Annotated in this window: 15 protein-coding genes; 5 read left to right on the plus strand and 10 right to left on the minus strand. The window is 60.9% G+C overall.

Going from position 1 to position 15,874, the window contains the following annotated elements:
- Positions 1 to 5: 5 nt before the first annotated feature.
- On the plus strand, positions 6 to 620 hold the full coding sequence (locus AT302_RS14070; protein WP_058378955.1) for a 3'-5' exonuclease: 615 nt from the start codon (positions 6 to 8) through the stop codon (positions 618 to 620).
- A gap of 59 nt (positions 621 to 679) precedes the next feature.
- Here AT302_RS14070 and AT302_RS14075 read toward each other — a convergent pair whose 3' ends face one another.
- Together AT302_RS14075 and AT302_RS14080 are read right to left on the minus strand one after the other, a co-directional pair.
- Positions 680 to 1,417: a uracil-DNA glycosylase gene (locus AT302_RS14075; protein WP_237171929.1), complete on the minus strand. Its 738-nt coding sequence runs from the start codon at positions 1,415 to 1,417 to the stop codon at positions 680 to 682.
- A gap of 56 nt (positions 1,418 to 1,473) precedes the next feature.
- Entirely contained in the window at positions 1,474 to 2,805 is a 1,332-nt protein-coding gene (locus tag AT302_RS14080; RefSeq protein WP_237171930.1) for an SGNH/GDSL hydrolase family protein, read from the minus strand.
- 111 nt (positions 2,806 to 2,916) lie between these two features.
- Between AT302_RS14080 and AT302_RS14085 the strand changes: the two genes are divergently transcribed.
- Positions 2,917 to 3,831: a LysR family transcriptional regulator gene (locus tag AT302_RS14085; protein ID WP_058378956.1), complete on the plus strand. Its 915-nt coding sequence runs from the start codon at positions 2,917 to 2,919 to the stop codon at positions 3,829 to 3,831.
- A gap of 90 nt (positions 3,832 to 3,921) precedes the next feature.
- Here the strand turns inward: AT302_RS14085 and guaA are convergent, their stop codons facing one another.
- The 3 genes from guaA to guaB are packed head-to-tail and all read right to left on the minus strand — an operon-like array spanning position 3,922 to position 7,660.
- Positions 3,922 to 5,505 carry a glutamine-hydrolyzing GMP synthase gene (gene guaA / locus AT302_RS14090; protein WP_058378957.1) on the minus strand — a complete coding sequence of 528 codons (1,584 nt, stop codon included), beginning with the start codon at positions 5,503 to 5,505 and terminating at the stop codon, positions 3,922 to 3,924.
- Positions 5,480 to 6,193, minus strand: coding sequence for a hypothetical protein (locus AT302_RS14095; RefSeq protein ID WP_058378958.1), 714 nt, complete (start codon positions 6,191 to 6,193; stop codon positions 5,480 to 5,482). Before AT302_RS14095 ends, guaA begins: the two co-directional genes overlap by 26 nt.
- A gap of 6 nt (positions 6,194 to 6,199) precedes the next feature.
- Positions 6,200 to 7,660, minus strand: coding sequence for an IMP dehydrogenase (gene guaB, locus AT302_RS14100; protein ID WP_058378959.1), 1,461 nt, complete (start codon positions 7,658 to 7,660; stop codon positions 6,200 to 6,202).
- 263 nt (positions 7,661 to 7,923) lie between these two features.
- On the opposite strand from guaB, the gene AT302_RS14105 reads away from it, so the two are divergent.
- A complete protein-coding gene (locus AT302_RS14105; protein WP_058378960.1) occupies positions 7,924 to 8,853 on the plus strand; it encodes a DMT family transporter in 930 nt (309 codons plus the stop codon).
- 91 nt (positions 8,854 to 8,944) lie between these two features.
- Here the strand turns inward: AT302_RS14105 and AT302_RS14110 are convergent, their stop codons facing one another.
- Together AT302_RS14110 and AT302_RS14115 are read right to left on the minus strand one after the other, a co-directional pair.
- Positions 8,945 to 9,280, minus strand: coding sequence for an RnfH family protein (locus AT302_RS14110; protein ID WP_058378961.1), 336 nt, complete (start codon positions 9,278 to 9,280; stop codon positions 8,945 to 8,947).
- Positions 9,270 to 9,704 carry a type II toxin-antitoxin system RatA family toxin gene (locus AT302_RS14115; protein ID WP_058378962.1) on the minus strand — a complete coding sequence of 145 codons (435 nt, stop codon included), beginning with the start codon at positions 9,702 to 9,704 and terminating at the stop codon, positions 9,270 to 9,272. Before AT302_RS14115 ends, AT302_RS14110 begins: the two co-directional genes overlap by 11 nt.
- Positions 9,705 to 9,861: 157 nt before the next feature.
- Between AT302_RS14115 and smpB the strand changes: the two genes are divergently transcribed.
- Entirely contained in the window at positions 9,862 to 10,320 is a 459-nt protein-coding gene (smpB, locus tag AT302_RS14120; RefSeq protein WP_058378963.1) for an SsrA-binding protein SmpB, read from the plus strand.
- A gap of 159 nt (positions 10,321 to 10,479) precedes the next feature.
- On the opposite strand, the gene AT302_RS14125 is transcribed toward smpB, so the two are convergent.
- The 3 genes from AT302_RS14125 to ppsA form a co-directional block, all read right to left on the minus strand.
- Positions 10,480 to 11,496: an SPFH domain-containing protein gene (locus AT302_RS14125; RefSeq protein ID WP_058378964.1), complete on the minus strand. Its 1,017-nt coding sequence runs from the start codon at positions 11,494 to 11,496 to the stop codon at positions 10,480 to 10,482.
- Between the two features lie 144 nt (positions 11,497 to 11,640).
- Positions 11,641 to 12,075 carry an NfeD family protein gene (locus AT302_RS14130; RefSeq protein WP_058378965.1) on the minus strand — a complete coding sequence of 145 codons (435 nt, stop codon included), beginning with the start codon at positions 12,073 to 12,075 and terminating at the stop codon, positions 11,641 to 11,643.
- 156 nt (positions 12,076 to 12,231) lie between these two features.
- Complete coding sequence (gene ppsA / locus AT302_RS14135) at positions 12,232 to 14,622, minus strand: phosphoenolpyruvate synthase (protein WP_058378966.1); 2,391 nt, start codon at positions 14,620 to 14,622, stop codon at positions 12,232 to 12,234.
- A 264-nt stretch (positions 14,623 to 14,886) separates the two neighbouring features.
- On the opposite strand from ppsA, the gene ppsR reads away from it, so the two are divergent.
- Positions 14,887 to 15,786, plus strand: a complete 900-nt coding sequence (gene ppsR / locus AT302_RS14140; protein ID WP_084656603.1) for a posphoenolpyruvate synthetase regulatory kinase/phosphorylase PpsR — start codon at positions 14,887 to 14,889, stop codon at positions 15,784 to 15,786.
- Positions 15,787 to 15,874: the final 88 nt, after the last annotated feature.

Raw genomic sequence — 15,874 nt, forward strand, 5'->3', positions numbered from 1 at the left:
GACGTATGCAAACTGTTGCCGTGCTTGACTTCGAAACGACGGGCCTGTCGCCCACGCAGGGTGACCGGGCCACCGAAATTGCCGTGGTGTTGTGGCGCGACGGGCAAATTGTCGACCGCTATCAGAGCCTGATGAATGCGGGACGACGCATTCCGTCCGACGTCGTGGCACTCACCGGCATCACGAACGACATGATCGCGTCAGCGCCGCCCGTGTCGAAAGTCATGCGTGAGGCCGTCGCGTTCGTGGGCAACTGCCCGGTCGTTGCGCACAACGCCGGGTTCGACAAACGGTTCTGGCAAGCCGAGCTTGCCTTGCTCGGCACCCCGGCGAATCATGCGTTCGCGTGCACAATGCTGACGGCGCGCCGGATCTATCCGAATGCGGTCAACCATCGGCTGTCGAGCTTGGCGGCGATGCTGCAACTGCCGCAAACCGGACGCGCTCACCGGGCCATGGTGGATGCGGAAATGACGACACATCTCTGGCAACGGATGCAAAGCGATATTTCGCGCACTTATGGCCTTGCTCGGGTCGATCACGCGCTAATTTCACGCGTGCAAGTCACGAGCAAGGACAAGGTGCCGATGTTGTTGAGGACGTTGGCGGCGGGTGGGTAAGTGATACGTTTGACGCCACGCAAATACCCGCTTTGGCGCTCAGGCACTGACCGGTAGTCTCATGTAGTGCGCGATCGAACACTCGCTGCATTTGCCCATTGCTCAGGTATGCGATCCCACATCGCCCGATTCATGCTTCTTACTTTTGGGGAAGGATGCGCTGATGTGAAGATGTTTATGTCCAGCGACGCCATCAACTTCTCAGCCCTCCCCGCTTTGCGCCCGACTAAAACCGCGGTTTTCAGATTGGGCAGCAACGCCACAAGGTTGTTTAATTCCTGAACGCCTTCGCGCCATTCCGTTGATCCGACCTTGATGGTTTTATTCCACCCGGGGACGACGTTCCATAGCACCGTTCGCTTTCTGCTGATATCTGCTTCGCTCATAAAACGGAAAAGCGCCTCTGCCGTCGGATCATCGTTGTTGCGAGAAATGAAACCTGAGCCCATGCGCTTACCTGATGTTGAAGTCATCGGGCCAGGTTTCTCCAAGAGAAAAAGCATGTCCGCATCAGTGCCGCCATCTGCCGGATCAAAGTCCTGAAATTCCCATTCTGGTAGCTTGCCCCTAAGACCCTCAACATAGGCAACTAACGGGGCAATATGGGGTTCGTTCAGCATGCCTCGTCGCTGCGCTATTGCCTCGGGTTGTTTGAAGGAACGGGGCGTATTGATGTAGTCCATGGAGTGCGTGTTCCCAATGATGGCGTTGCTCTGTGGGACTTGTTCAGCAGCATTGCGTTTGAACTTAGGGAAAAACGAGGAGAGATGTTGCTTGGTCATCAGGTGCAACTTCATAGCGAGAATTTTCGCTTAAATTAGTGCCCCGATGAGATTAAAACACGGCACATCCGTCACTTCCGAACGATACCCGAGCCGGAACCCAATGCTTGGCGTGTGAGACCGATACCGGGCAGCAAGGCGTCAATATCAACGGTCTCTGCCATCGCACGATTACCCTCGTCCCCGGGATGCAGGTGATCCCCCGAATCGAACCGTGCATTCATGCGTGACGGGTGCGTAGGGTCGCGCAGTGCTGCGTCAAGATCGATGACGGCGTCGAAAGCGTCGCCATGGCGAATCCACGCATTCACCTGCTCACGTAGCGCGTCCTTCTCCGGCTGGTAGTAGTTGTCGAGCGGCGAGCCGGGCAACGCGCCCTCGAACGGCGTGAGCGTCGCGCCAATCACGCGAATGCCTCGGTCGTGTGCCTGCGCGATCAGTTGACGGTAGCCTGCCGTCAAGGCGTCGAATGTCGGTAGCGCGCTGGTTGGCGCGAAGGCCGTCCCCGGCCATGAGATGTCGTTGATGCCCAGTATGACGACGACGCTCTGCACACCCGGCTGCGCGAGCACGTCGCGGTCGATTCTCGCCAATGCATTTGTTCCCATACCGTCGGACAACAGCCGCGCGCCGGAGATGCCGGCGTTGACGACACCCACGCCGTAAGGCGCCAAGCGAGTCGCTAGAAAATCGGGCCACCGACTGTCCTTGTCGAGGCTGGCGGTCGCGCCATCCGTGATGGAGTCGCCGATCACGGCAATCGTTTTCGTCGTTGACGATGCTTCGACGAGTACCCCGCTCAGCAGCGTGCGCGTTGTGATGCTTTCTGTTTTCGGTCCGGACGCAGGCGGTGTCACCACCGTCGTCTGGTCGCCGGCAACGATCCAGCCGCTTTGGCGGCCGTCCCAGTGAAAGGTGGTCACTGGGGTGTTCTCCGGCAAATACACGCTCACCGTCACCTGCCCAAGTGCGGGCACGGACAACGCAACGGGGTCGCTGACCAACGATGCGCCGGGCAGGATCGTGGCCGTTTCGTGCCCGCCGAAGGTGGTGGTTCGCAGGCTGTCGCTGATCAGTCCGCCATCCCCATCCGCCGCCGGCAACGCGATCGTGGCCCTCCCCACGACGATCGGCTGCTTTCCGTACGCATTGGACAAGACGATGCGTACCCGCTTCCCGCCCAGACTGACGCGCGCCACCTGACGCACGGTCTGGTCATGCAGTGTCGCGGGGATGTTGGTGGGAAACAGGAAGTCAGCGCCCCATACGGGCTGCGGGCTGGCGGTCCATGTAGTGATCCAAGTGGCGTCGGCAGCGCTTGCCTGCGTAGAGGAAACCGCTGCGCCAGCCGTTAGCGCCAAGGCCAGCATCGCGTTGGTCGAGGATTTTGAGACGAGTTTCATATTGGTGAATTCAATGTCAGCACAGGTGTTAATCATGAATTCAACGACACATATGGACTAGACTGTCCCCGGTACAAATATTCATGAGTTGAATTCACCGAGGAGGCCGTCGTGGCACGTCTTGAAGTCAACCGATCCGGCGAGCTGGAAGTGTTCGTTCGCGTGATTAAACTTGGCGGCTTCGCGGCGGCGGCGCGTGCCAGCGGGATGACGCCGTCCGCCGTCAGCAAACTCGTGGGGCGGTTGGAGGGTCGGCTCGGGACGCGGCTAATCAACCGATCAACCCGGCAGCTTCAACTGACGCCGGAAGGCTGCACATTCTATGAGCGCGGTATTCAGGTGTTGGCCGATCTGGACGAAGCCGAACGTTACGCCAGCGCGCAAGTCACGCCGCGTGGCAGGCTGCGGGTCAACGCGAATGTGCCGTTCGCGCATCACTTTCTGCTGCCGCTTGTCCCTGAGTTTCTTGAGCGCTATCCCGATGTCTCGCTGGACATCGTGCTGACTGACGAAGTCATCGACATTCTTGAGCAGCGTACTGACGTCGCGGTCCGTGCGGGTCCGCTCAAGAGTTCCAGCCTCATGGCGCGCAAGCTCGGGCAGACGCGGATGGCAATTGTTGGCGCTCCCCGCTATCTGGAACGTCACGGGACGCCGACAACGCCGGACGAGTTGCAGCAGCACAATCTGCTCGGGGCGAATTACGTCCGGTCACAGCCGGGTTGGCCGTTTCGCGTTGATGGTGCGGACACGGTGTTCCCCGTCACTGGCAATGCCCAAGCCAGCGATGGCGAAGCGTTGCACCGTCTGGCAGTTGCGGGATTGGGGTTGGCACGCCTTGCCGCGTTTCAGGTGCGAGAGGACATCGCCGCTGGGAGGCTTGTGCCGCTACTCGAAGCCTTCAATCCGGGCGAAGTGGAAGAGGTTCACGCGGTCTTTGTGGGCCAAGGTGGACACCTGCCCTTGCGCGTGCGAGCGCTGCTGGATTTTCTTGCCGAGCGAGTCAGCATTAGTGAGGACTACTGAGCGGAATAAATGAAAAAACGGCTTGGCAATTCAATTGCCAAGCCGTTTCTCATTTGCTACGGAGCTAATCTCCTAACTGCGTGGAGATTTTTATTCCCACTCGATCGTCGCAGGCGGCTTACCGGAAATATCATAAACAACCCGGTTCAGGCCACGCACTTCGTTGATGATGCGGTTCGAGACCTTGCCGAGCAAATCGTGCGGCAGGTGGGCCCAGTGCGCCGTCATGAAGTCTTGCGTCTGCACGGCGCGCAGTGCCACCACCCACTCATACGTGCGGCCATCGCCCATCACGCCCACGCTCTTCACCGGCAGAAACACCGCGAACGCCTGGCTCGTCAGTTCATACCAGGTCTTGCCGCTGTTCGGCTCGACCGTGTTGCGCAGCTCTTCGATGAAGATCGCATCGGCACGACGCAGCAGGTCGGCATACTCCGACTTCACTTCGCCCAGAATGCGAACGCCCAGACCCGGGCCCGGGAACGGGTGGCGATACACCATATCGTGCGGCAGACCCAGCGCCACACCCAACTCGCGCACTTCGTCCTTGAACAGATCGCGCAGCGGTTCCAGCAGCTTCAGACCCAGCGTCTCCGGCAGGCCGCCCACGTTGTGGTGGCTCTTGATCGTCGTCGCCTTCTTCGTCTTCGCACCGCCCGACTCGATCACGTCCGGATAAATCGTGCCCTGTGCCAGCCACTTCGCATTCTTCAGCTTCTTCGCTTCGGCCTGGAACACTTCCACGAACTCGCGGCCAATGATCTTGCGCTTCTGCTCCGGATCGGTCACGCCCTTCAGGTGACCCATGAACTGCGCCGACGCGTCCACGTGCACCACCTTCGCATGCAGACGGCCCTGGAACATTTCCATCACCATCTGGCCTTCGTTCAGGCGCAGCAGACCGTGGTCAACAAACACACACGTCAGTTGATCGCCAATCGCACGGTGAATCAGCGCCGCCGCGACGCTCGAATCGACACCGCCCGACAACCCCAAAATCACTTCCTCGTCGCCCACTTGCTCGCGAATGGCCTTCACGGCCTCTTCGATGTGGTCCCGCATGATCCAGTCCGGCTTGGCACCCGCGATCTGGAGCACAAAGCGCTCCAGCAGCTCGCGGCCCTTCACGGTATGCGTGACTTCCGGGTGGAACTGCACCGCGTAATAGTTGCGCGCCACGTCGGCGATGCCGGCAATCGGGCAGCTCGGCGTCGATGCCATCAGTTCGAAGCCCGGCGGCAGTTGCGTCACCTTGTCGCCGTGGCTCATCCACACCTTAAGCATGCCGTGGCCTTCGGCCGTACGGAAATCTTCAATGCCTTCAAGCAGCGGCGTATGCGCATGCGCACGCACTTCGGCATAGCCAAACTCGCGATGATCGCTGGCCTCGACCTGACCGCCCAACTGCACCGTCATCGCAAACATGCCGTAGCAAATGCCCAGCACCGGCACGCCCAGTTCCCAGACCGCCTGCGGTGCGCGCAAGTCCTTATCTTCGTACGTACTCGCGTGGCTGCCCGACAGAATGACGGCCTTCGGGTTGAATTCGCGGATGAATTCGTCCGAAACGTCGTTCGGATGGATCTCGCAGTAGACGTGCGCTTCGCGAACGCGGCGTCCAATGAGCTGGGTGACTTGCGAGCCGAAGTCAAGAATGAGGATTTTGTCGTGCATCGTGAGGTACGGATGAAGTGGATTCGTTGGACGTCGGCGCCGTGGCGGAAGGCACGGGCGTGACAATGCCGGTGGCGCCTACAGGCTCGACCGGCGTAGCGGGTGCGGAGCCGCCGCGAGGCGTCTCCATGCGCGGCTCAGCGCGCGTGCCTCGGACCTCGTCGGCCCGGGCATCGGGGTAGTCGTACTGAACGTCGCGTGCATCGCGTGCATCACGTGATGCACGGCCTGCGCCGTCAGTCACGACGCCGCCACGCACCCGCTCAGTGGACTGCTGTGCCGCCTTCACACGCTCTTTCGTGCGTACGCTGGAGGCCAGCTTGACGAGAATTGCGCCAATCACGAGCAATACAGCACCGAGCGCCGGCATCAACAACTTGCCGCCGCCCGTGACCGGCAATTGCCCGGAAATCAGCCAGCCCAGCACGAACGCACCAATGACCCAGTTGATGTGCCCCGTCACTTTCGCAACGGTCGATGTCAACTGGCCATTCACGGTGGCGTGCCATTGCAGCCAGGCCACACCGATAAATGCCACACCCAACGCCTGCGCATAAAGCACAGGCGATGGCGCAGGCACCTCGATGGCTGCGTACAGCGAGGACCAGAACGACGCAATCAACAGCACGCCAAGTGCCAGATTCAACGCCGCATCGAGGAACAGTACCGTACGCAACATGGCCTTCATGGGCAATTACTCCACGTGGTAGTTGGGGGCTTCCTTCATGATCTGAACATCGTGAACATGCGACTCGCGCATGCCGGCAGACGTGATTTCCACAAACTCGGCACGATTGTGCAGGTCTTCGATCGACGGGCAACCCAGATAGCCCATCGACGAGCGAATACCGCCAGTCAGCTGGTGAATGATCGCCAGCACACTACCCTTATACGCCACTCGACCCTCGATACCTTCCGGCACGAGCTTGTCGGCGTTGTTGGCCGGGTCCTGGAAGTAACGGTCGGCCGCGCCATCCTTCATCGCGCCCACCGAACCCATGCCGCGGTAGCTCTTGTACGAACGGCCCTGATACAGGAACACTTCGCCCGGCGCTTCTTCCGTGCCCGAGAACATGCTGCCCATCATCACGGTGTGCGCACCGGCTGCCAGCGCCTTGGCGATGTCACCCGAGTAACGAATACCACCGTCTGCGATCAGCGGCACGCCGGTGTCCTTCAGCGCCTTGGCCACATTAGCAATCGCCGTGATCTGCGGCACGCCAACGCCTGCCACGATACGCGTCGTGCAGATCGAACCCGGGCCGATACCGACCTTGACGGCGTCTGCGCCATGTTCGACCAGTGCCAGTGCGGCACTTGCCGTGGCAATGTTGCCGCCGACGACTTCGATTTGCGGGAAATGCTTCTTGACCCACTGCACGCGATCCAGCACGCCCTGGCTGTGGCCGTGTGCCGTGTCGACCACGATGACGTCAACGCCGGCGGCTACCAGCAGTTCGACGCGCTCTTCGTTGTCCGGGCCCACGCCGACCGCCGCGCCAACGCGCAGCTTGCCGTGTTCGTCCTTGTTCGCGAGCGGGTGCTCGGTCGCCTTCGTAATGTCCTTGACGGTCATCAGGCCGCGCAGCTCGAAGGCATCGTTCACGACCAGCACGCGCTCAAGGCGGTGGCTGTGCATCAGATGCTCGGCATCGGCCGGCGAGGCGCCTTCAGGCACCGTGATCAGCTTGTCCTTCGGCGTCATGATCGCGCGCACCGGCTCGTCCAGACGCTTCTCGAAACGCAAGTCGCGGTTGGTGACGATACCGATCAGTTGCGCGCCTTCGACCACCGGGAAACCGGAAATGCCATGCTGGTTCGACAGCGCAATCACGTCGCGCACCTTCATGTGCGGCGGAATCGTGATCGGGTCGCGCACCACGCCAGACTCGAAACGCTTGACCTTGGCGACTTCGCGCGCCTGCTCGGCCGGCTTCAGATTCTTGTGAATAATGCCGATACCGCCCTGCTGGGCCATGGCAATGGCCAAGCGAGCTTCGGTCACCGTATCCATGGCGGCCGACAGCAAAGGCATATTCAAAGTGATGTTGCGCGTGAGCTTGGTTTTCAGGCTGGTGTCGCGCGGGAGAACGACCGAGTGGGCCGGGACGAGGAGCACGTCATCGAAAGTGAGTGCTTTTTGGATCAGACGCATGGCAAATCCTATAGGCGCAAAACCGAATTATACAGAAATCGCGCGATCGATGGCACGTCTACCCCATATGTCAAGGGGCTTTTTCCCCGATCAATTTCTCAACCGGGCCGGGTGCCGGATTCCACAATTAACGCCCGAGGGGGCCATGCTATTCTTGCGCCCTCCCGGATGGCACTGATCGTCGGCACGACCGGCCCGTCAGCCTCACCCGCTAACACCCCCGTCATCCCCCAACCCTTTTACGGACAACAGGCGCGAACGTCATGGGCCAAGGCATTTCTTTCGGACTGGCAGCAGGCGCCCTCTGGGGACTGGTGTTTCTCGCCCCTCGCCTGCTCCCCGGCTTTTCGCCCCTCGAATTGTCCGCTGCGCGCTACGTGCTTTACGGCCTTGTGTCCGCCTTGCTGCTCGCCCCGCTCTGGGCGCGCCTGCGACATTCGGTCACAGGCAATGACTGGCGTGCGCTGTTCCGCCTGAGTCTGGTCGGGAATCTGATCTATTACCTGTTTCTCGCCGGCGCCGTCCAGATGGCCGGTATTGCCCCGGCGTCGCTGATCGTCGGCGTGCTGCCCGTGACCGTCACGCTGGTCGGCAGCCGGGACCATGGCGCCCTGCCCCTGTCGCGGCTGGCGGGGCCGCTGGCGCTGGTGGCGGCTGGCATCGTCTGCATCAATGTGGATGTCTTCGCGCACGCCACGGCCAATGGTGGCGACTGGCGGCTGACGCTGCTCGGTATTCTCTGCGCCGTCGGGGCGCTGGTGAGCTGGACCTGGTATGCGGTCGCGAATGCACGCTATCTGGCACGCTTTGGCCACTTTACGAGTCAGGAATGGTCGTTGTTGACGGGTGTCGCGACGGGCGTGCTGGCCCTCGCGCTGGCGGTGCCCGCAGTACTGCTGCCGCACCCGGTGGCAGCCGATGTGCCGCGCGACTGGCAGATGTTCATTCTGGTGAACATTGCCGTGGCCGTCGGCGCATCGACCATCGGCAACGCGTTCTGGAATGCCGCCAGCCGGCGCCTGCCGCTGACGCTGTCGGGTCAGATGATCGTGTTTGAAACGCTGTTTGCGCTGGTCTACGGGTTCATCTACGAACACCGGTTGCCGCGCTTGCTGGAAGTGGCCGCCGTCGTGCTGCTGCTGGCCGGGGTGAGCGCCTCGGTGCGGCTGCATGCGCGTGGCTCCGCACACTGAGCGCGTTGAGTTCTCTAGATTTTCTAAGGATCTGAAGCCGGCCGCCCTCGTGAAGCCGGCCGCCCTCACGCGCGGCCACTGCGGCGGTGAATCAACCGCCGCGACGGCTCCCGAGCCACTTCTGGCCCTCTCGGCTGCCCTCGTTGCGAACCTTGTCGACGCGACGCTGGCGAGCCAGTTTCGGATCGGCCTTGAGCGGGCGGTAAATTTCCACGCGGTCGCCCGCTTCTACGGCCGCATCAAGCGCCCGCACCTTGCCGAACACGCCCGCTTTCATGCGAGCCAGATCCAGTTCGGGGAATTGCTTCAGCAAACCGCTGCGCTCGATGGCATCGCCCACGGTCGCGCCTTGCGGCAGCGTGAGTGCGACGATGGCCTGCGTATTGGGCAGCGCGTAGCAAACTTCGATGGCAATCTCAGCGGACATAAACTGCCTCCGCGCGCTTAACGAAGGCATCGACGAACGTATTCGCGATATGGCTGAAGACGGGACCGATGACCTTTTCGAGCAGAAAATTCGCAAACTCGTAGTGCAGGCCGAATTCGATCTTGCAGGCGTTCTCGCGCAGCGGTGTGAACTTCCACGTGCCATGGAAGCGCTTGAAAGGCCCTTCGACGAAGGTCATCTGAATGGAGTGCGGACGCTCCTGAATATTGCGCGTCGCAAACGAATGCTTCAGGCCCTTGAAGTCAATGAGCAGCGACGCCTCCATGCTGTGCTCGTCCTGGTGCCGAATATCGACACCGCCGCACCAAGGCAGAAATTTGGGGTAATCGGCGACATTGGTCACCAGATCGTACATTTGCTCAGCAGAGAAATGCACGAGAACGGTTTTGCTGACTTCGGCCATCGTCTGTCGGGCAAGGTGTGCGTTTGCGCGTGAGCGTTTCGATCGAGAATCGACACGCCTGCGTCGTGGGCCGCCCCTTGCCGAGACTCTTTGTTAAAATCAGCATTTTACCCGAGCCCGACTCACCGGGTCCGACCAAGTTACCCGCCAAGGATCCATGAGCATCATTGACAACAAGAAAGCCTTCTTCGACTACTTCATCGAGGAGCGATACGAAGCCGGGATCGTACTCGAAGGATGGGAAGTCAAGGCGATTCGCGCCGGGCGGGCGCAGATCAAGGAAGGCTACGTCGTCGTCAAACACGGTGAAATCTTTCTGATCGGCGCAAATATCAGCCCGTTACAGACGGCGTCGACGCACATCAAGCCCGACCCGGTCCGCACGCGCAAGCTGCTGCTCAAGGCCGACGAAATCAAGAAGCTGATCGGCAAGGTCGAGCAGCGCGGCTACACGCTCGTGCCCCTGAACTTCCACTACAGCAAAGGTCTCGTGAAATGCGAGATCGGACTGGGCAAGGGCAAGAAGCAGCACGACAAGCGCGAAACCGAAAAGCAACGCGACTGGGATCGCGAGAAAGCCCGCCTGATGCGCACACCGACGCCCGCGGCAGACTGACGAGGTTCGCGAGGCCACCGGCGACGGCAAGTGCAGCGCCCTTGCGGCGCCCTCTCAGCACCCGCAGCGTCGCTAACGCGGCACTAACGCGGCACCATAGAAAAACGGCCCCTCGGGGCCGTTTTGCTTTCCAACAAGTCAGCGGGTGAACGCTGCCGATCAGCGGCGAACGCTGGAGCCACCAAAGCCCGCCACACCGCCAGTGCCGCCAGCACCACCTGCACCCGCGCCACCACCGCCTGCGCCGCCACCCGAGCCACCCTCCGTGCCACGCACGATCTTAAGTGCCGACGCGATCATGCCGCTCATGTCCGTCAGATTGCCCGGCACGATCAACGTGTTGCCCGCCTTGGCGAGCTTGCTGAACGCATCGACATACTGCTCGGCCACCTTCAGGTTGACGGCTTCCATACCGCCTTGCGTCTGAATGGCCGTCGCAATCTTGTGAATGGCCTCGGCATTGGCTTCCGCCACCGCGAGAATCGCCGACGCTTCACCCTGTGCCTGATTGATCTGCGCCTGACGCTCACCTTCCGACTTCTGGATCGCCGCTTCGCGCGCGCCAGACGCAAGGTTGATCTGCTCCTGACGCTTACCTTCCGACGCGGCAATCAACGCGCGCTTTTCACGCTCAGCCGTGATCTGCGCCTGCATGGCGTGCAGGATTTCCTTCGGCGGCGTGAGGTCCTTGATCTCGTAACGCAGCACCTTCACCCCCCAGTTCGATGCCGCCTCATCCAGCGCATTGACCACACTGTGATTGATGTATCCACGCTCTTCGAACGTCTTGTCGAGCTCCAGCTTGCCGATCACGCTACGCAACGTCGTCTGCGCCAGCTGCGTGATGGCCACGATGAAGTTACTCGAACCATACGACGCCTTCATCGGGTCGGTGACTTGAAAGTACAGAATGCCGTCGACCTGCAACTGCGTGTTGTCCTTGGTGATACAGATCTGGCTCGGTACATCGAGCGGAATTTCCTTGAGCAGATGCTTGTAGGCCACGCGATCGACGAACGGCACGACGATCGACAGACCCGGCGTGAGCGTGGCGTGATACTTGCCGAGACGCTCAACCACCCATGCATGCTGCTGCGGCACGATCTTGATCGAGCGCGCCGCGATGATGACCGCAATGATGAACAGAATGAACGCGACGTTGGATAGAGCGAACATGGTTTCCCCTGAAGCGCCGGCGAATACTGCCGGCTAGTTCCCCGCCACGTAAAAACACGGGGCGAATATCGTAACGGTCACTGCAACGCGTTTGCCCGGCGCGCTATCAAATCAGTGACTTTTCCTATGCATCCGAATGCCGACCTAGGCGACTTCATGCACCACGAACAACCGGCTGCCCCGCACTTCCCGGATCACGAACCAACCGGCACTCGGCGCCTCACCCGGCAGCAACTCGACATCCCACTCCGCGCCACGGTACTTGGTACGCGCACTGCCGTCAGCCTGCCACGCTTCGACATGCAAACGCTCGCCGATATCCAGATTGGCATTCGGATCAGCTGTTACATCGACCTTGATGCGACGACGCCCGAACTTGCTACGCCGCAATAGCCAGACCGCCACTGCGGCCACCACGGCGGCCGCGACCAATTGCCCCGGCCAACTAACGCCCAACAGCGCCGCCACACCGCCCGCAAACATGCCCAGCGCAACCATCAGCAGATAGAACGTGCCGCTGGCAAGCTCCAGCACTACAGTCAATCCGGCAACGCCGAACCACAGCCAAGCCTGCTCCATTGCGATCCCCAAAAAACAAAAAACCCCGGTGTATTACCGGGGTTTATAGCATGAAACCGTGGCCGTCAGCGCACGCGTCCCATGGGGCTCTCGGCCATTTGGGCGACGTCCGGCACGTGGACCGGACGCTTCCCAAACGACGCCGACGCCGTTACATCACTTCAACACCTTGGCGAGTTGCTGCCACGTCTCGACCACCGTATCCGGGTTGAGCGACATGGACGCAATGCCTTCCTTCGCCAGCCATTCGGCCAGATCCGGATGGTCCGACGGACCCTGACCGCAAATGCCGACGTACTTGCCCTTCGCCAGACATGCCTTGATGGCACGGCTGAGCATGAAGGTCACCGCCGGATCGCGTTCGTCGAAGTCCTTGGCCAGCAGTTCCATGCCCGAGTCGCGGTCCAGACCCAGCGTGAGCTGCGTCAGGTCGTTCGAGCCGATCGAGAAGCCGTCGAAGTACTCGAGGAACTCGTCGGCCAGAATGGCGTTCGACGGCACTTCGCACATCATCACCAGCTTCAGACCGTTGTCGCCACGCTTCAGGCCATGACCTGCGAGCATGTTGACCACACGCTCGGCCTGGCCCAGCGTACGCACGAACGGCACCATGATTTCGACGTTCGTCAGACCCATTTCGTCGCGCACGCGCTTGAGTGCACGGCACTCCATGGCGAACGCTTCGGCGAAGTCTTCCGAGATGTAGCGCGAGGCGCCACGGAAACCCAGCATCGGGTTTTCTTCATCCGGCTCGTAACGCGAACCGCCGACCAGCTTCTTGTACTCGTTGGACTTGAAGTCCGACAGACGCACAATCACGCTCTTCGGGTAGAACGCCGCCGCGATGGTGGCAATCCCTTCGGCCAGCTTGTCGACGTAGAACGCCTTCGGCGACGCATGACCGCGAGCCACCGACTCGACCGCCTTCTTCAGGTCCGCGTCGATGTTCGGGTACTCGAGAATCGCGCGCGGGTGCACGCCGATGTTGTTGTTGATGATGAATTCCAGACGGGCCAGACCCACGCCTTCGTTCGGCAGTTGCGCGAAATCGAAAGCGAGTTGCGGGTTGCCCACGTTCATCATGATCTTCACCGGGATCTTCGGCATTTCGCCGCGCTGGATCTCGGTCACTTCGGTCTCGAGCAGACCGTCGTAGATCTTGCCTTCGTCGCCCTCGGCACACGACACCGTCACCAGTGCGCCTTCCTTGAGCACGTCGGTGGCGTCGCCGCAACCGACCACGGCCGGCACACCCAGCTCACGCGCGATGATGGCCGCGTGGCACGTACGGCCGCCACGGTTCGTCACGATGGCCGCAGCGCGCTTCATCACCGGCTCCCAGTTCGGGTCGGTCATGTCGGCCACGAGCACGTCGCCCGGCTGCACACGTTCCATCTCGCTCGGGTCCATGATCACGCGCACAGGACCGGCGCCGATCTTCTGACCAATGGCACGGCCCGTGGCCAGCACCGGGGCATCGCCCTTGAGCTTGAAGCGTTGTTCGATCTTGCCGGCCGACTGGCTCTTCACCGTTTCCGGGCGCGCTTGCAGGATGTAAATCTTGCCATCCTTGCCGTCCTTGCCCCACTCGATGTCCATCGGACGGCCGTAGTGCTTTTCGATGATCAGCGCGTACTTGGCCAGCTCGACGCAATCGTCGTCGGTGATCGAGTAGCGGTTGCGCAGTTCCATCGGCACATCAACGGTCTTCACACGGCCCGGTTCGCCCGGTTGCGTGAATTCCATCTTCAGGAGCTTCGAGCCCAGCGTGCGGCGAATGATCGGGTACTTGCCGGCCTTGAGCGTCGGCTTGAAGACGTAGAACTCGTCCGGGTTCACAGCGCCCTGCACCACCGTCTCGCCCAGACCGTAGCTCGACGTGATGAACACCACGTCCTGGAAGCCCGATTCGGTATCGATGGTAAACATCACACCCGATGCGCCCGTGTCCGAGCGGACCATGCGCTGCACGCCGGCCGACAGTGCGACCTCGGCGTGCGTGAAGCCCTTGTGCACGCGGTACGAAATGGCGCGGTCGTTATAGAGCGACGCGAAAACGTGCTTCATGCGATCGAGCACGCTGTCGATGCCGACCACGTTCAGGTAGCTTTCCTGCTGACCGGCGAACGAGGCGTCGGGCAGGTCTTCAGCGGTGGCCGACGAACGCACGGCAAACGACGCGTCCGGCTGGTCGGCCGTGATGCGTGCGAATTGTTCGCGGATGTCTTTTTCGAGCTGCGGTTGCAGCGGCGCGTCGACGATCCATTGACGGATGTCGGCACCGGCTTCTGCGAGTGCCTTGACGTTATCGACGTCCAGACCCTCGAGACGCTTGGCAACGCGTTCGGTGAGATTGTTGTGCTGGAGGAACTCGCGGAAAGCAAAGGCGGTCGTGGCGAAACCACCCGGCACGCGCACGCCGGCGCTGGCCAGTTGGCTGATCATTTCACCAAGCGATGCATTCTTGCCGCCGACCGACTCAACGTCGGTCATGCGCAGATGCTCAAACGGCACCACGTAGGCGCCGTCGTGTGCTGCGTTAGTCATAAAAGCCCCTAAGGTAAGAAAAAAAATTCTCGGCGAATCGGCTGGGACTGACATGGGCCGACTGACCTGTTGGATAAGAAATCGCGCTGTGGCGATGTCGGCGGCCAGGGGCTAGCTCCCGACAACTTGCCTCGACCGTCCGAATTTCCCGGAGCGCCGCACCGGGCGGGCCTCTGACAGGAACTCGCGCGACGCTCGCGCAATTGCTTATCCAACAAGTTGCCGCTATTCTACCGTGCAATGCACCATTTTGCGATTCTGCGCATGAGCGAAGCCTCTACTCCCCCGAATTCCCCGGCAAGCCCCGCCGTTGCTGCCGATACGTCTGCCGCTGCGGTCAAACCCGTGAGCGTGCGCCCGGTCTTTATCGTGTCCGACGGCACGGGCATCACGGCGGAAACCTTCGCGCATTCGATCCTCGCGCAATTCGAGATGCGTTTTCGTCAGATTCGCGTTCCGTTCGTGGATTCCGTCGATAAAGCCTATGAGACGGCGCAACGGATCAATGAAATGTATCGGGTCGACAATGTCCGTCCGATTATTTTCAGCACGCTCGTCGATGCACGGGCGAACGAGATCCTGCGCAACACGCAAGGCGTGATTCTCGATATGTTCCAGACGTTCATCGAGCCGCTCGAACTGGAACTCGGGCTCAAGTCGATGCACGCCATCGGCCGCGTGCACCAGAACGCGGACAGCGAGGCGTACAAGAACCGGATCGAAGCGGTGAATTTCTCGCTCGCGCACGACGATGGTCAGTCGAACAAGAATCTGAAGAGCGCCGATGTGATTCTCGTGGGCGTGTCGCGCAGCGGCAAAACGCCGACGACGTTGTATCTCGCCATGCAGTACGGGGTAAAGGCAGCGAACTACCCGCTGATTCCGGACGATTTCGAGCGCGAGAAACTGCCCTCCACGCTCGATCAGTTCAAAGACAAGATTTTCGGCCTGTCGATCGACCCGATCCGTCTGTCGGAAATTCGTAACGAACGCCGCCCGGGCAGCAAGTACGCCTCGCTGGAGAATTGCCGTTACGAAGTCAACGAAGCGGAAGCCATGATGCGCCGCGAAGGCATCAAGTGGCTGTCGTCGACCCACAAGTCGATCGAAGAAATCGCCACGACGATCCTTCAGGAAATTAAGCTGGAGCGCGACGTGTATTGATCGATAGCGTGCTGGCCCGCGAGTACGGGCCACCACGAAAAAGGGACGCACAGTGAAATACTGGCATCCCTTTGTTTTTTCAGCGTCA

This window comes from Pandoraea norimbergensis, from assembly GCF_001465545.3.
Classification (GTDB): Bacteria; Pseudomonadota; Gammaproteobacteria; order Burkholderiales; family Burkholderiaceae; genus Pandoraea; species Pandoraea norimbergensis.

What these genes read in the sequence shown, in the direction of transcription:
- AT302_RS14070 (WP_058378955.1), top strand. Translation starts at nt 6, where the DNA reads ATGCAAACTGTTGCCGTGCTTGACTTCGAAACGACGGGCCTGTCGCCC.
- AT302_RS14075 (WP_237171929.1), bottom strand. Translation starts at nt 1,417, where the DNA reads ATGAAGTTGCACCTGATGACCAAGCAACATCTCTCCTCGTTTTTCCCT.
- AT302_RS14080 (WP_237171930.1), bottom strand. Translation starts at nt 2,805, where the DNA reads ATGAAACTCGTCTCAAAATCCTCGACCAACGCGATGCTGGCCTTGGCG.
- guaA (WP_058378957.1), bottom strand. Translation starts at nt 5,505, where the DNA reads ATGCACGACAAAATCCTCATTCTTGACTTCGGCTCGCAAGTCACCCAG.
- AT302_RS14095 (WP_058378958.1), bottom strand. Translation starts at nt 6,193, where the DNA reads ATGAAGGCCATGTTGCGTACGGTACTGTTCCTCGATGCGGCGTTGAAT.
- guaB (WP_058378959.1), bottom strand. Translation starts at nt 7,660, where the DNA reads ATGCGTCTGATCCAAAAAGCACTCACTTTCGATGACGTGCTCCTCGTC.
- AT302_RS14105 (WP_058378960.1), top strand. Translation starts at nt 7,924, where the DNA reads ATGGGCCAAGGCATTTCTTTCGGACTGGCAGCAGGCGCCCTCTGGGGA.
- AT302_RS14110 (WP_058378961.1), bottom strand. Translation starts at nt 9,280, where the DNA reads ATGTCCGCTGAGATTGCCATCGAAGTTTGCTACGCGCTGCCCAATACG.
- AT302_RS14115 (WP_058378962.1), bottom strand. Translation starts at nt 9,704, where the DNA reads ATGGCCGAAGTCAGCAAAACCGTTCTCGTGCATTTCTCTGCTGAGCAA.
- smpB (WP_058378963.1), top strand. Translation starts at nt 9,862, where the DNA reads ATGAGCATCATTGACAACAAGAAAGCCTTCTTCGACTACTTCATCGAG.
- AT302_RS14125 (WP_058378964.1), bottom strand. Translation starts at nt 11,496, where the DNA reads ATGTTCGCTCTATCCAACGTCGCGTTCATTCTGTTCATCATTGCGGTC.
- AT302_RS14130 (WP_058378965.1), bottom strand. Translation starts at nt 12,075, where the DNA reads ATGGAGCAGGCTTGGCTGTGGTTCGGCGTTGCCGGATTGACTGTAGTG.
- ppsA (WP_058378966.1), bottom strand. Translation starts at nt 14,622, where the DNA reads ATGACTAACGCAGCACACGACGGCGCCTACGTGGTGCCGTTTGAGCAT.
- ppsR (WP_084656603.1), top strand. Translation starts at nt 14,887, where the DNA reads ATGAGCGAAGCCTCTACTCCCCCGAATTCCCCGGCAAGCCCCGCCGTT.